The organism is Pseudomonas sp. (assembly GCF_050739935.1).
Classification (GTDB): Bacteria; Pseudomonadota; Gammaproteobacteria; order Pseudomonadales; family Pseudomonadaceae; genus Aquipseudomonas.
The window spans coordinates 23,230-36,253 of the sequence record NZ_JBOICF010000128.1 but is presented as its reverse complement, the minus strand read 5'-3'; the positions used below and the strand labels follow the sequence as shown (position 1 = coordinate 36,253).

Here is a 13,024-nt window from a genome sequence, read left to right as displayed (position 1 = left end):
CCGGTGGATCAGACACATCGATACTGGCTGACACACCGCCGTTCGCCAGCAAGCCGGCTCCTACAGGTCTGCGTTTATCAGGAAACCACTCGGTAACACGGCACATAGGCCGCGCCGCCCGGCAGCTTCATCCGGTGCTGCTCGACAAAGGCCTGCAGCAACTTGTCCAGCGGCTTCATGACTTCGGCGTCGCCATGAATTTCGTACGGGCCGTGCTCTTCGATCAAGCGGATGCCTTTGTCCTTGACGTTGCCGGCGACGATGCCGGAGAACGCGCGGCGCAGGTTCGCGGCCAATTCGTGAGGCGGCAGGCCACGGCGCAGTTGCAGGCTGGCCATGTTGGCGTGGGTCGGGTCGAATGGGCGCTGGAAGCTCTCTTCGATCTTCAGCAGCCAGTTGAAGTGAAAAGCATCGGCGCGTTCGCGGCGGAACTGACGCACGGCGGTCAGGCCTTCGGTCATCTGGCGCGCCACTTCGGCCGGATCGTCGATGACGATCTTGTAATGCTTGTGCGCTTGTTCACCCAGGGTCGCGCTGACGAAGGCGTGGAGTTGCTCCAGATACGGTGCGGTGCTCTTCGGCCCGGTCAGGATTACCGGGAACGGCAGGCCCTGATTGTCCGGGTGCATCAGAATGCCCAGCAGGTAGAGGAATTCCTCGGCTGTACCGGCGCCGCCCGGGAAGATGATGATGCCGTGACCGACACGCACGAAGGCTTCAAGACGCTTTTCGATGTCCGGCAGAATCACCAGCTCGTTGACGATCGGGTTCGGCGCTTCGGCAGCGATGATCCCCGGCTCAGTCAGGCCAAGATAACGCCCGCCGGTGATGCGCTGCTTGGCATGGGCGATGGTGGCGCCTTTCATCGGGCCCTTCATCACGCCCGGTCCGCAGCCGGTGCAGATGTCCAACTTGCGCAGGCCCAGTTCGTGGCCGACTTTCTTGGTGTACTTGTATTCCTCGGTGTTGATCGAGTGGCCACCCCAGCACACCACCATCTTCGGCTCCACGCCAGGACGCAGGGTGCGGGCGTTGCGCAGCAGATGGAAGACGTAATCGGTGATGCCCTGGGACGAGCTGAGATCGATGCGCTGGCTATCGAGTTCGCTCTCGGTGTAGACGATGTCGCGCAGGGCACTGAACAGCATTTCCCGGGTGCTGGCGATCATTTCACCGTCGACGAAGGCATCGGCCGGCGCATTCAGCAGCTCCAGGCGCACACCCCGATCTTGTTGATGGATACGTACTTCGAAGTCCTTGTAGGCTTCGAGGATGGTCTTTGCATTGTCGACATGGGCGCCGGTGTTGAGGATGGCCAGGGCGCACTGGCGGAAAAGGTTGTAAATACTGCCCGAGCCTGCGGCGCTGAGCTGTTGTACTTCACGTTGCGACAGAGTCTCCAGGCTACCTTTTGGACTGACCGAAGCGTTGATTACATGTCTTGGAGCCATTCTGAATTCCTTGAAAGCGATGCCGGCCAATCGTTGTCGACCGCCGGCATTAGTACAGTGGACGAGATAACCGTCCACCCATGGGCCATTTTTTACATCGCTCGGTCAGGAAAGCAAACGTTGTGAGTGAAATCTTTGAGCGTTGCCCGGGCAGGCCCATGACCGGCCCGTAGCAGCACCTCTTCGATCAGTGACTTTTGATTTTCCATCGCGCCCCGGTATGCTGCACGTCGACGCCAAGACGCCCGCGACCACTTCGACACGATGTTTTCAACGCCATGATCTTCAACTTCGCGATTTTCCTCTGCACCCTGATCGCCATGGAGGGTGTCGGTTTTCTTGCGCACAAATACGTCATGCACGGCTGGGGCTGGTTCCTGCATCGCTCGCATCACCAAGAACACCTGGGTGCGTTCGAAACCAACGACATCTACCTGCTGGTGCTGGGCCTGGTCGCTGTCGGCCTGATCGTGGCCGGCAACAGTGGGCATGAGCCGCTGCAATGGGTAGGGGCGGGGGTCGCGGCGTTCGGCCTGATCTACGTTCTGGTACACGACGGCATCGTCCATCGCCACTGGCCCCTGCGCCCGAAGCCGCGCAATCGCTACCTGCAACGCCTCTACCACGCCCACGTCATGCACCACGCCATCAAAGGCCGGCGCAACAGTGTGTCATTTGGTTTTCTCTATGCGCCCACATTGGCGACCCTGGAGAAACAACTGCGCGAGATGCATCAAGCCGAGCAGAGCCGCGAACGTGAGCCATCGCGCGACGATCTTTGCGGCACGCCGATCAATTCGGATCTGCAGAACGGCTGAACCAGATTCGCGCTGAGCCTCCTGTCATCCAGCAGCTGAACCGCAGACCCCGATCCTATGGCAGTCCGGCTTGTCGTTGGCGATTCCAGGCCGCCACCGCCGGCAAGCGATCTGAGGTTCGTTAGCAGCGGGCTGGCTCCCAAGGTGCTAAGTTTGCCCCCTGAGTTTTCATCTTCGAATGAACAGGAGTCTTTTCATGGATCTGGAATTGTCGGGACGCTGGGCGATTGTCTGCGCAGCGAGCAAAGGGCTGGGACTGGGTTGCGCCACGGCGCTGGCCAAAGAGGGCGTCAATCTGGTGATCAATGCCCGGGGCGATGAGGCGCTGCAGGCCGCTGCCGCGCAACTCCGTTCGCTGGCGCCGGAAATCGAGGTGCGTACCGTGACCGGCGATATCAGCCAGCCCGACGTTCGCCAGCAGGTACTGGCGGCCTGTCCGCAGGTCGATATTCTGGTCAATAACGCCGGTGGCCCGCCGCCCGGCGACTTCCGCGACTGGCAGCGCGAAGACTGGATCAAGGCGCTGGACGCCAACATGCTGACTCCCATTGAACTGATCAAGGCCTGCGTGGATGACATGGCAGCGCGCGGTTTCGGGCGCGTGATCAACATCACCTCCGGGGCAGTCAAGGCGCCCATCGACACCCTGGGCCTGTCCAACGGTGCACGCAGCGGCCTGACCGGTTTCATTGCAGGCTTGGCGCGACAACCACAATTGGTCGGCCGTAACGTCACCATCAACAATCTGCTGCCCGGACCGTTCGACACCGAACGCCTGCAGAAAAACCTCAGTCTGGCCGCAGACAAGAATGGTCTTGATCTGGACACCATAGCCGCCCAGCGGCGTAAGGCGGTTCCGGCCCAGCGTTTTGGCACCGCCGATGAGTTCGGGGCGTTCTGTGCGTTTTTGTGCAGTCAGCACGCAGGCTTCATGACCGGTCAGAACATCCTGCTCGACGGCGGGGGATATCCGGGCACCTTCTGATGGCGTCTATCATGCCGTTGTCGATGTCTGCCGCTTTTCAGCACCGTTCAAGTGTCGTAGAACGGTGAGACCAGGCTGGTCGGACACCGCGCGGGCCAGCAAAAAACCGCTTCTTCAATAGTTTGGGAGACCAACGTGACGCAATCAAAAGCACCCTCGGCGGCAGGCAAAACCATCACTTACAAACGCCCGGACGGCAAGGAAATCAGCGGTTATCTGGCAAGCCCGGCGAAGGCCGAAGGCGCGCCAGCGATCGTGGTGATTCAGGAGTGGTGGGGGCTCAACGATCAGATTCGCGGCGTAGCGGATCGCCTGGCCGCAGCGGGTTACTTGGCGCTGGTGCCGGATCTGTATCGCGGCGAGGCGACTGTCGAGGAGGAGGAGGCCCATCACCTGATGAGTAAACTCGACTTCGCCGATGCTGCGACACAGGACATCCGCGGCGCAGTGCAATACCTCAAGGGCCACACGCAAAATGTCGGTGTCACCGGCTTCTGCATGGGCGGGGCGCTGACGCTGTTGGCGTTGAACTTCATTCCGGAGCTGTCGGCGGGCGTGGTGTTTTACGGCATGCCGCCGCTGGAATACCTCGATCCCAAGGCGATCAAGGTTCCGGTTCAGGCGCACTGGGCGACCCAGGACGAGTTCTTCCCGATCGACAACGTCGACAAACTCGAAGAAAAACTCAGCGAAGGCGGGGTGAATATCGAGTTTCACCGCTATCTGGCGCATCACGCGTTCACCAACGAAACCGCTGTCGGCCATGGGCGGATTGCCGGTACCCAATACGACCCGGCCTGGGCGCAACTGGCGTGGGACCGGACGCTGACGTTTTTTGGCCGCACGTTGTGGGGCTGACTTCAGGGGGTGCGTCTAGCCCCTGTCTTGCGAAAGACCGATGATGCCGTGCAGGCATCACCGGTTGCGTTAGAAGCACGGTTGTTCAGATCACGCCGCACGCTACGCGATCACCGCCACCGCCCAGGGGCATCGGCATGTCGGCGTGGTTATCGCCGCCTGCGTGAATCATCAGCGCGTGGCCTTTGATCTCGGAGAGCTTTTTCAGCCGAGGGGCCAGCACCGGGTAATCGGCTTCGCCCTGGGCGGTCACGTAAATCGCCGGCAGGTCACCCAGGTGGCCGTCGGCGTAGGGGCCCAGGTGCTTGCCGGTCTTGGCTGGGTCGAAGTGGCCGCCAGCGGCCAGCGCCGCGCCCTTTTTGCCGTCCTTGGTGCCGACGTCGCAACTGCCGTTTTCATGCACGTGAAAACCATGCACGCCTGCCGGCAGCGACGTCAGTTTCGGGGTGAAGAGCAGGCCATAGGCTGTTTCGCTGATGGTGATCTGACCAATGGGCTGCGGCGCGCCGTCGGCGCTGACCAGATTGATCGGGACATCGAGCGAGGCTGCCTGCGCGGTAGCAGCAACAGCGCCGAGGGAGAGCGTGCCGAGAAGGCCGAGCCAGAGATAAGGTTTCATAAGCGTTCCATCGAAGTTGTGGGATAACGACGTTCAGGGTAGATGAACGGCCCGCAGCTTTCGGGGGCTGCCCGGTTTGGAGTGTTACAGAAGATTTAGGTTCGGGGCGCGGTATTCGACGGGCGCTGTTCAGCGCAAGTGTTGAGGCGGGATGGCATAGGTCCCGACCACATGCGCTACTGCGTCGGGCAGGCCTTCGGAGTACAGCGACACCTCACCGATAGCCAGAGTCTTGCCGACTTTCATCAGCTGGCAATCGGCGATGATCCGGCGCCCGGCTTCGGGTCTGCGCAAGAAATTGATCGTCAGGCTGGTGGTAACCGTCAGCGGCACGATACCGATTACCCCCAGCACCGCCACATATAAAGCGACATCGGCCACCGCCATCAACGTCGGTCCGGACACCGTGCCGCCGGGGCGCAAGTCCGAATGATCGACCACCTGCGAGATTGTCGCCCGCTGATCGCCCACTTCCTCGACGACAATTCGAGTTTGCGGAAACTCATGGGCGATGAACGCCGCGATTTCTTCTTTGCTCGCCATCTTCTGCTCCTGCCATGTGCGGTGGGGCAAGACTTGATGAGTGGGAGACGGTTGTCAACGAGAGGCTGTGAATCGCGGCTCCCCGGCGCCTGACCCGACGCATCGCGATTGAATTCGCTCCCACAAGTTGGGTCGGTGCTGGGCAGTGACTCAGCGGAGGGTTGATCAGACCGTCTCGAATCGTCGCAAAGCCCCCAGTGCAACCATAAATCCCCTGTGGGAGCGAATTCATTCGCGAGAGGCCAGTACAGCCGCAGCAAATCCGTAGCCTGCTCCCCCGCCTCGCGGATGAATTCGCTCCTACAGTTTGGTTAGGTTCGGGCAGAGGCTTCGATGGTGGCGCGAATGAGACCGTTTCGGATGATTACAAAGCCTTTAAGTTGTCCAGAAATTTTCTGTAGGAGCGAATTCATTCGCGCAAGGGCGGTGACGTCTGACTTTGATATATCTGGACCAAGACTCGCCGTACGGAGTCTTTGCAATAGCGGTATTTTTCAGTTTTTCCATATGCAAAGAAGAAGGACACGGATGCCCACTTCACCTCACTCCCGCTGCCTGCGCTCTGGGCGATTCTCCGAGCCAGGCAGGATTTACTTGGTCACCACTGCCACTGAAAAACGCCATCCGATTTTTTCCAGTTTTCATTTGGGCCGTCTGGTGGTGGAGCAATTGCGTCGTACCGAACACGAAGGTTTGGCGGTTTCGCTGGCATGGGTACTGATGCCGGATCACTTGCACTGGCTTCTGGAGTTAAAAACCGGATCACTCGACCGGCTCGTGAAGCAGGTCAAGGCGAGTAGCGCAATCTCGATCAATCGGATAACCCAACGGAAGGGTCGGATCTGGCAACAGGGTTTTCATGATCGAGCCATGCGCTATGACGAAGATCCGATCAAAGCGGCCCGCTACATCGTTGCCAATCCGCTAAGAGCAGGTTTGGTTGAACGGTTTGGCGACTACCCGCTATGGGATTCGGTCTGGCTTTAGCTGATGTTGCCTGTTGACTCCTGTGGGAGCGTTCGCGAGACGTCGGTACATCCGCAGCAGATTTTTAGCCTGTTCGCCTGCCTCGCGAATGAATTCGCTCCCACAGGTTGGGTCGGTGCTGGGCAGGGATTCAGTGGAGGGCTGAACAGACCGTCTCGAATCTTCGCAAAGCCCCCCAGTGCAACGATAAATCCCCTGTGGGAGCGAATTCATTCGCGAGAGGCCAGTACAGCCGCAGCAGATCCGTAGCCTGTTCGCCTCCCGCGCGAATGAATTCGCTCCCCCACAGCGGTATAGCGTCTGGCCGAAAATCCGGCCGCACCGATCGAGTCTGTCATTTGGAACGCAGCGGGGTACGCCGGCTTGTCCGTCAGCGACGTCAATGGGGCTGCGGCGACAACATGCTGCTACTCGCTGGCACCGTTCTTGCCTTTCATGTAGAAGACACTTCATGAAAGGAGTGAAACGTCTTGCAACAGCTCGATCTTCAGGTCATTCGACAGGCGATGGATTGGCTCGGTAGCGGGGAGCGGGTGTGGCTGTGCACCGTCATCGCCAGCTTCGGCTCATCGCCGCGCCCGCCTGGTGCGTTACTGGTGGCCAAGGGCGACGGCGCCAGTTGTGGGTCGTTGTCCGGGGGCTGTATCGAGGACGATTTTCTGCAGCGCGTGGCCGAGGGGGGATTCGCCGAGCCTGTCGCTGTGGTGCGCTACGGCGATGGCAGTGACGCGCCCCAGGTTCGCCTGCCGTGTGGTGGGGTGCTGGAGGTGTTGGTCGAGCGGCTTGAGGCCGATGCGCACAACCTTGAGCACTTGCGTCGCCTAGAATCGGCGCTGCTGGGACGCGGGCGGTTGGTGCGTCAGTGGCAGTTGCCGTTCGCCGATGCGCACTTGCTCGAAGACACCCAGGACGGCCCGCGGGTGGAGCGCTGTGGCGAACGTCTGCGAGTGCGATTCGGGCCGGCGCAGCGGTTGATCATTGCCGGTGTTTCCAGCGTGGCGCTGTTCTGCGCGCAGTTTGCCGTGGCGCTGGATTTCGAGGTGATCATCTGCGAGCCGCGTGAGGAATTTCAGCAGGATCTGCGGCTCGATAACGTGCGTCTGGAGCCCATTCTGCCGGCGCGTTACATCGCCGAGGGCGGCTGTCATCAGGCAACGGCGGTGGTGGCGCTGACCCACGATCCCCGGCTGGACGATCTGACCATGATGGAAGCGGTGCTCAGTCCTGCGTTCTACATCGGGGTGATGGGTTCGCAGAAGACCAGCGAAAAGCGTATGGAACGCCTGCATCGCGTTGCCGGGATGGGCGCCGAGACCCTGGCGCGGATTCATGCGCCGATCGGCCTTGCACTGGGCAGCAAGACGCCTGCGGAGATTGCCCTGGCGGTGTTGGCGGACATTGTGCGGGTGAGGAATGGGGTGAATCGGCGGGATGTCTGAGCGGCGACTGAAGCTCGGTTCCGTGCCTGAATCGACACACCTCAAGGTAACGCCCGCATCTCCCATAGGGGAGGGCCACGGCTTGATTTCTTCGCAGGAGCCTGGCGGGGATCTTTCGCCGGATTTCGACTAGTCTTGCTCTTCAATTCCACAGCGATCACGGACGGAGATGGAGCAGGGCGCGGATGCATGAACTGGTAATCGGCATCGATCTCTCCACGACCACGTGCAAGGCCATCGCCTGGGATGCGCGGGGCAGGCTGGTGGCGCAGGCGCGAGCGCCGTTGACGCTGTCCCGTCCGGCGCCGAATGCTTACGAACAGGACCCAAAACACTGGTGGCGGGCCACGCAACAGGCGTTGCAGGCCTTGATGCCGATGATCGAGGGCAGAACCATCGCCGCCGTGTCGATCGTCAATCAGCGCGAAACCGTGGCGGTCACCGATGCACAGGATCGTCTGCTGCGCCCGGCCATTCTCTGGCTAGACGAACGTCGCAAGAATGAAGTCGCCACGCTCTGCCAGCGGGTCGGGCATGAGCGCCTGCACAGCATCACCGGTAAGCCCCACGACTGGGCTCCGGCCATTTACAGCCTGGCGTGGATGGCCGATGGCGAGCCCCAGCTGTTCGAGCAGATCCGCCATGTCTACGAACCTCACGCCTGGCTGGTGCGCAAGTTGACCGGCGAGTTCGTTACCAGTTGGGCGAGCGCCGATCCGCTCGGCGCATTCGATATCCATGAACAGCGCTGGGCCGAAGATGTGCTCGGCGCATTGCCTATCGCACTGAGCGCTGATTGTTTTCCCGCCACGTCAGCCCCCGGTGCCGCATTGGGCACTGTGACAAAGCAGGCCGAAGCCCTGACCGGATTGCCCGCCGGGACGCTGATTGTCGCAGGGGGTGGCGACGGGCAGGCGGGAGGGCTGGGTATCGGCGTGGTCAGTGCCGGGACCGCCTATTTGAATCTGGGTACCGCCATCGTCTCCGGCGTGTACTCGGCAACGCCCCTGGTCGATAGCGCTTTTCGCACCCTCTGCGCAATCGACCGTCAAGGCTATGTGCTGGAAACCTCATTGCGGTCCGGCACCTTGCTGATCAATAGCCTGCTCAAGCAATTCTTCGACATCGACGTGATCGCCCAGCCTGACAGTCTGATCCGCCTGGAGATCGAAGCCTCGCGCGTGCCACCCGGCAGTGCCGGTCTGATTCTGCTGCCGTACTGGAATGGCGTGATGAACCCGTATTGGGATCAGGATGCGCGAGGCTGTCTGCTGGGGCTGTCACCGGATCATGGTCGGGCCGAAATCTACCGGGCGGTGCTCGAAGGCATCGCACTGGAGCAGGCGGTGGCGACGCGTCACATGGTGCAGGCGACCGGTGAGCCGGTGAATACGTTCGTTGCCATTGGTGGCGGGGCTGCGAGCCGGTTGTGGTGCCAGATCATCGCCGACATTACCGATCGGCCAGTGATACGCGCCATCACCCAGGAGGCGTCGAGTCTGGGGGCGGGCATCGCCGCAGCGGTCGGTGTGGGGTGGTATGCGGATTTTGTCAGCGCCGCGCAAGCCATGACTCAGGATGGCGAGACCTTTGTGCCCAATCCTGCATTACGTACGTTTCATCAGGAACTGCTGGCGCTGTACAGCGAGCTTTATCCTCGGCTGCGCGATCTCTACCCCCGTCTCGCACAGCTCAACCGGCGCTGAAACCACCATCCACGGTCAGGGTCACGCCATTGATCATCGCCGCATCATCACTGAGCAGGAAGGCGATGGTCGAGGCGATTTCACTGGGCTGAACGAAGCGGCCGAGGGGAATGCGCGACAGCATCGACACCGCCTTGACCGGATCGCTCCAGGCCTTCTCGGCCATGGGGGTCAGGGTTACCACCGGATTGACGCTGTTGACCCGAATCCCATGAGGCCCGAGTTCAATGGCCATGACCCGGGTCATCGCGTCCAGCGCCGCTTTCGACGCGCAATACGCCAGATGATCCCGGGTGCCGACTGCCGCCGCGAGGCTGGAAACGTTGACGATTGCGCCCGGCTTGCCACGAGCGATCAGGTCCCGGGCGACGACTTGCGCCACGACCATTGGCGCGCGGCTGTTGACCGCCATCAAGTGATCGAACGTCTCGAGCGACGTATCAAGAAACGACTCCAGCTCGACCACACCCGCGCAGTTCACCAACAGATCGATAGGCAGCATGCTCGCCACGGCCGCTTGCGTCGCGTCGGCGTCGGCAAGATCCACCACCAGGGTTTGCGCGCAATAGGCGAGGTCGGCCGGATTGCGACCCAGCGCGATCACCTCGGCGCCGCAACGGGTGAGCCATAGCACGGTTTCATGGCCAATGCCCTTGCCGGCTCCAGTGACCAGAATGCGTTTGCCGATGAAGTCTTGGGTGGCCATGGCAGATGCTCCAGAGGGCTGTTTATAGGGTTGCTTCAGCGGTCTTGCTCAAGCAATTCCAGGGCGGCGCTTTCGTCGATCACCAGTTCATGCACCACGTTGCGCAACAGCACGGCGCGGATAATCTCGGCCTTGTAGGGGCCGCCGGAGACCAGCACGACTTTCTTGATCTTGCGCAGGTCTTCCGGGTCCAGTGAGATTGCCCGTCGATTCAACGGGTGATTGACCTCAATGCCGTCACGGTCCAGCCAGCGCCCGAGCAGGTCGCCCACGGCACCGGCAGCGCGCAGGGAGCGGGCGTCCTCGGAATTGACCAGCCCCAATTCGAGCATCAACGAGCGTTCGCTCAGGTCTCCGACGGTCAGTAGCGCCAGATCCGCCTGACGCGCCTTGCCCAGCACATCCTGCACCGAGGCTTCTTCGAGGATCATGCCGCGGTACTGCTCGGAGGGGGCGAACAGCGGGGCCGCGAGGTAGTAATAGGAGCCGCCGAACAGCGTCGCCAGGCCGGAAGCGATTTCTACCGTGTTATTCGCCGAGCCGTAATGCAGACCTCCCAACAGCGACAATACGGTCATGTTCGGCAGCGCACGGCCTTGCAGTTCGCGCACTGCCTGACGCAGCGTCCGGCCCCAGCCTACGGCAATGATGCAGCCATCGACCAGGTATTCTTCGATGCTCGGCGCAACCCCGACGCCCAGCACACGGAAGATGGTCGAAGGGTCGTCCGGCGACGGCACCACAGTGACGCGCTCAAGTCCGAAGCGCTCCTGCAGCCGATCTTCCAGTTCAATGCACGATGCCAAAGGCGAGTTGATGCGGATCTGCACCACCCCGGTCTCGCGACAGGTGGCCAGCGCCTTGTTGACCCGCAGCCGCGTGATGCCCAGGCGGTCGGCGATCTGCTGCTGGGTCATGTTGTTGACGTAGTAGTACCAGGCGATACGAATGTTCAATTGATCCTCCGCGTTCACCATTTCGGTGTCGGCGGTCAATTCCGGATAGCGATTCTGCACGGCAGTGTCCTTGGCATGGCACGACTGAATAAGGGACTGGCGAATGGCGTGGCGATTTTCCGCTAGCCTATTTGACGGCGCCCATTGTCAGCCCTTGTACCAGATGCTTGGAAACCATCAGCGCGAAAATGATCACCGGGAACACGATCAGCGTACCGGTGGCCATGATCTCGCCCCAGGGCAGGTCGTAGCCACTCATGAAACTGGTGGCTGTGACCGGCGCCGTGCGCGCGATGTTGCGGGTCAGCACCAATGCGTAGAGCAGTTCGTTCCAGGAAAAGATGAACGAAAAGATCGCCGACACCGCGACGCCCGGCATCGCCAGCGGCAGGGCGATGCGCCAGAAGATTGTGAAGCGCGACGCGCCCGACAACCGCGCGGCTTCGTCCAGATCCTTGGGCACGCCGCGAAACTGGTCGGTGCAGATCCACACCACGATCGGCAGGTTGAAGGTCAGGTAGATCAGGATCAGCACCAGATGGGTGTCGATCAGCCCCAGGTTTCTGGCCATGAGAAAGATCGGCAATGCGACGACGATGGGGCTGAGCATCCGGTTGGTAATGAACCAGAACCACAGGTCCTCCTTGCCCTTGAACTCGAAGCGCGCCAGGGCGTAGGCCGCCGGTGTGCCCAGGCCCACCGCCAGCACCGTGGTGCACACCGCGACGATCAGCGAATTGCCGAGGCTGTGCAGTACGTCGCGCTCGAACAGCACTTTGACGTAGTTATCCAGATGCGGCGTGAACGCCCAGATGGGCGGCGAGGCCAGTGCTTCGGCCTGGGTCTTGAGACTGGTGGCGACCATCCAGTAAAAGGGGAAAACCGCGAACAGGAAAATCGCCAGCAACCCCACCAGATGCCAGGCGTTGACCTTCATCCGTGGCCGTACCCGCTTAGGGCTGGCCACGATTTTTGCGGCAGAAACGGTGGCCATGTCAAATCTCCCGGTAGACGAATTTGATGTACAGGCGCGCCAGCACGATGGTCAGAACCAGCAGCAGAATGGCCTGCGCCGAGGCCACGCCCTGATCGAATACGCGAAAGCCGATGCGCTGGATGTAGACGCTGACCAGTTCCGTCGCCGCGCCCGGACCGCCGCGGGTCATGGTGAACACGGTGTCGAACATCTTGAGGATGTCGGCGGTGCGCAGTATCAGGATCACCGTGGCGCTGGGCAGCAGGAACGGCAGTTGCACGTAACGCACGATCTGCCAGCGACTGCGGGTTTCCAGCCGCGCGGCCTCTTCGATTTCATTGGGCACCATGGTCAGTCCGGCCAGCAGCACCAGCGCGCAGAACGGCGTCCATTGCCAAATGTCCATCAGGGCGACGGCGATGAACGCGTTGGTGGTGTCGCCCAGCCATTCCACGGGGCCTGTATCGAGCAGCGCCAACAGTGCGTTGGCTACACCGAAATCACGGTTGAAGATCAGGCGCCCGATCAACCCGGCCACGGCGGGCGCAGTAGCCAGCGGGATCACCAGGCTCATGCGCGCCAGCAGCTTGAACCCCGACAGACCCGGCTTGTGCAACAGCAAGGCGATAATCAGCCCCAGCGCCAGTTGAATAGGCACCACGGTGACCAGAAACAGCCCCGTCCGCCCCAGCGCCGCCCAGAATGAGGCATCGTTGAGTACATTGAGGTAGTTGTCGAAACCGATAAAGGGGGTCGCGTCCCTGGGCCGTGCAAGGTTGTACTGACGGAACGAATTGACCAGCGCGAAGACCGTTGGAAAGATCCCGATCAACGCCAGCGCGACAGTCGCTGGCGCAAGAAAGGAAAATGCGGCCCGGGTGTTGTTCCATAGGGTGGGGAACACCGGTTTTTTGTTTTTGGGCATTGTTATACGTCTCGGGTCGAACATGGGCATCAGACGCCGCACACATCCCTTGTGG

At 61.2% G+C, this 13,024-nt stretch carries 13 protein-coding genes; 6 read left to right on the top strand and 7 right to left on the bottom strand.

The features are described from left to right. Positions 1-77: 77 nt before the first annotated feature. Entirely contained in the window at positions 78-1,451 is a 1,374-nt protein-coding gene (gene ppnN / locus ACRER8_RS25705; protein ID WP_431748980.1) for a nucleotide 5'-monophosphate nucleosidase PpnN, read from the bottom strand. 278 nt (positions 1,452-1,729) lie between these two features. On the opposite strand from ppnN, the gene ACRER8_RS25700 reads away from it, so the two are divergent. The 3 genes from ACRER8_RS25700 (at position 1,730) to ACRER8_RS25690 (ending at position 4,112) form a co-directional block, all read left to right on the top strand. Then, positions 1,730-2,269 (top strand): sterol desaturase family protein, encoded by a 540-nt coding sequence (locus ACRER8_RS25700; RefSeq protein ID WP_431748979.1) that lies wholly within the window; start codon positions 1,730-1,732, stop codon positions 2,267-2,269. A 196-nt stretch (positions 2,270-2,465) separates the two neighbouring features. Then, the gene (locus ACRER8_RS25695) at positions 2,466-3,254 is read left to right on the top strand and encodes an SDR family oxidoreductase (protein WP_431748978.1); all 789 of its coding nucleotides are present in this window, start codon (positions 2,466-2,468) and stop codon (positions 3,252-3,254) included. A gap of 135 nt (positions 3,255-3,389) precedes the next feature. Next, positions 3,390-4,112 (top strand): dienelactone hydrolase family protein, encoded by a 723-nt coding sequence (locus ACRER8_RS25690; RefSeq protein WP_431748977.1) that lies wholly within the window; start codon positions 3,390-3,392, stop codon positions 4,110-4,112. Between the two features lie 85 nt (positions 4,113-4,197). Here ACRER8_RS25690 and sodC read toward each other — a convergent pair whose 3' ends face one another. Together sodC and ACRER8_RS25680 are read right to left on the bottom strand one after the other, a co-directional pair. After that, entirely contained in the window at positions 4,198-4,731 is a 534-nt protein-coding gene (gene sodC, locus ACRER8_RS25685) for a superoxide dismutase [Cu-Zn] SodC (RefSeq protein ID WP_431748976.1), read from the bottom strand. Between the two features lie 129 nt (positions 4,732-4,860). Further along, positions 4,861-5,274: a PaaI family thioesterase gene (locus tag ACRER8_RS25680; RefSeq protein WP_431748975.1), complete on the bottom strand. Its 414-nt coding sequence runs from the start codon at positions 5,272-5,274 to the stop codon at positions 4,861-4,863. Positions 5,275-5,802: 528 nt separating this feature from the next. On the opposite strand from ACRER8_RS25680, the gene ACRER8_RS25675 reads away from it, so the two are divergent. The 3 genes from ACRER8_RS25675 to ACRER8_RS25665 all read left to right on the top strand — a co-directional run bounded on the left by ACRER8_RS25675 (position 5,803) and on the right by ACRER8_RS25665 (position 9,406). Then, the gene (locus ACRER8_RS25675) at positions 5,803-6,261 is read left to right on the top strand and encodes an REP-associated tyrosine transposase (protein WP_431748974.1); all 459 of its coding nucleotides are present in this window, start codon (positions 5,803-5,805) and stop codon (positions 6,259-6,261) included. 470 nt (positions 6,262-6,731) lie between these two features. Further along, positions 6,732-7,700, top strand: coding sequence for an XdhC family protein (locus ACRER8_RS25670; RefSeq protein ID WP_431748973.1), 969 nt, complete (start codon positions 6,732-6,734; stop codon positions 7,698-7,700). A gap of 185 nt (positions 7,701-7,885) precedes the next feature. Next, positions 7,886-9,406 (top strand): xylulokinase, encoded by a 1,521-nt coding sequence (locus ACRER8_RS25665; protein WP_431748972.1) that lies wholly within the window; start codon positions 7,886-7,888, stop codon positions 9,404-9,406. Here the strand turns inward: ACRER8_RS25665 and ACRER8_RS25660 are convergent. The 4 genes from ACRER8_RS25660 to ACRER8_RS25645 all read right to left on the bottom strand — a co-directional run bounded on the left by ACRER8_RS25660 (position 9,393) and on the right by ACRER8_RS25645 (position 12,969). After that, the gene (locus tag ACRER8_RS25660) at positions 9,393-10,112 is read right to left on the bottom strand and encodes an SDR family oxidoreductase (RefSeq protein WP_431748971.1); all 720 of its coding nucleotides are present in this window, start codon (positions 10,110-10,112) and stop codon (positions 9,393-9,395) included. The genes ACRER8_RS25665 and ACRER8_RS25660 overlap by 14 nt on opposite strands. Positions 10,113-10,147: 35 nt before the next feature. Beyond that, a complete protein-coding gene (locus tag ACRER8_RS25655; RefSeq protein ID WP_431748970.1) occupies positions 10,148-11,128 on the bottom strand; it encodes a sugar-binding transcriptional regulator in 981 nt (326 codons plus the stop codon). Between the two features lie 67 nt (positions 11,129-11,195). Then, positions 11,196-12,062: a carbohydrate ABC transporter permease gene (locus tag ACRER8_RS25650; protein WP_431748969.1), complete on the bottom strand. Its 867-nt coding sequence runs from the start codon at positions 12,060-12,062 to the stop codon at positions 11,196-11,198. A 1-nt stretch (position 12,063) separates the two neighbouring features. After that, on the bottom strand, positions 12,064-12,969 hold the full coding sequence (locus tag ACRER8_RS25645) for a carbohydrate ABC transporter permease (protein ID WP_431748968.1): 906 nt from the start codon (positions 12,967-12,969) through the stop codon (positions 12,064-12,066). Positions 12,970-13,024 lie beyond the last annotated feature (55 nt).

Coding starts and splice junctions, on each gene's coding strand:
- ppnN (WP_431748980.1), bottom strand. CDS start 1,451: ATGGCTCCAAGACATGTAATCAACGCTTCGGTCAGTCCAAAAGGTAGC.
- ACRER8_RS25700 (WP_431748979.1), top strand. CDS start 1,730: ATGATCTTCAACTTCGCGATTTTCCTCTGCACCCTGATCGCCATGGAG.
- ACRER8_RS25695 (WP_431748978.1), top strand. CDS start 2,466: ATGGATCTGGAATTGTCGGGACGCTGGGCGATTGTCTGCGCAGCGAGC.
- sodC (WP_431748976.1), bottom strand. CDS start 4,731: ATGAAACCTTATCTCTGGCTCGGCCTTCTCGGCACGCTCTCCCTCGGC.
- ACRER8_RS25680 (WP_431748975.1), bottom strand. CDS start 5,274: ATGGCGAGCAAAGAAGAAATCGCGGCGTTCATCGCCCATGAGTTTCCG.
- ACRER8_RS25675 (WP_431748974.1), top strand. CDS start 5,803: ATGCCCACTTCACCTCACTCCCGCTGCCTGCGCTCTGGGCGATTCTCC.
- ACRER8_RS25665 (WP_431748972.1), top strand. CDS start 7,886: ATGCATGAACTGGTAATCGGCATCGATCTCTCCACGACCACGTGCAAG.
- ACRER8_RS25660 (WP_431748971.1), bottom strand. CDS start 10,112: ATGGCCACCCAAGACTTCATCGGCAAACGCATTCTGGTCACTGGAGCC.
- ACRER8_RS25650 (WP_431748969.1), bottom strand. CDS start 12,062: ATGGCCACCGTTTCTGCCGCAAAAATCGTGGCCAGCCCTAAGCGGGTA.
- ACRER8_RS25645 (WP_431748968.1), bottom strand. CDS start 12,969: ATGCCCAAAAACAAAAAACCGGTGTTCCCCACCCTATGGAACAACACC.